Annotated in this window: 1 protein-coding gene and 1 pseudogene; both read left to right on the forward strand. The window is 58.9% G+C overall.

What is annotated here, in order from left to right; all coding sequences use genetic code 11:
- Window positions 1–533, forward strand: a 533-nt coding sequence (locus P7F28_RS02295; RefSeq protein WP_277182820.1) for an MFS transporter, incomplete at its 5' end; no start/stop codon positions are given.
- A gap of 85 nt (window positions 534–618) precedes the next feature.
- Window positions 619–760, forward strand: a pseudogene (locus P7F28_RS33685) (IS66 family insertion sequence element accessory protein TnpB); the annotation flags it as partial.

A 760-nucleotide genomic window follows, 5' to 3' on the forward strand; every position in this document is an offset into this window, starting at 1 on the left:
AGTTGGATCCAACAGACGCACTGATCTCTAACGCGATGGCAGTCATTCTGCTTTCTTTCCTCCTGCCGGTGGGTGGATTCTTGAGCGATCGCTTCGGCCGCAAGCGCGTCCTGTCGTTTGGCGCAGCATGGCTGATGCTCGCTGCGTATCCTGCTATGCATCTCGCAAGCTCCGGGACGTTCTCGGGCGCTGCTATTGGTCAGCTCTTGCTTGCAATCGGATTGGGGATCAACGGTGGCGCAAGTTTCGTGGCGGCTCCTGAATTCTTCCCGACAAGCTTTCGGGCGACCGGCCACGCAATCTCGTATCAACTGAGCGTAGCGGTCTTCGGAGGAACGAGTCCCTTCATCGCTGCACTTTTAACACAGGTCGTCGGCACCCCACTCGCCCCTGGCTGGTACGTCGCGGCCATCGCAATGCTGTGTTTGATCGGGACTCAGTTCGTACCGGAAACTCGCGGGGTGCGACTGCGAACGTCGGTTGAATCGGAACGAAGCGCGACCCAGCTCTCCGCGCTGCACGACGTCCATTAGTCGTAAGCGATCCACTATCGACGTCTACCCAATAGCACTCTGAGCGAGGAGCATAGGTGTCCACCTATTCGTGAGGTGGACACCTATGGCTGACAAAGACTCAGAGCTGAGAGTAGTTCGGCAAAGCAGCGACGGCCGTCGCCGCTACGATGAAAATGGCAAACGGGCATTGATCGAGGCGGCGTTACGCCCGGGCGTCTCGGTGGCGCGCATGGCGCAAGAGCACG

Source organism: Caballeronia sp. BR00000012568055, from assembly GCF_029439455.1.
Taxonomy (GTDB): Bacteria; Pseudomonadota; Gammaproteobacteria; order Burkholderiales; family Burkholderiaceae; genus Caballeronia.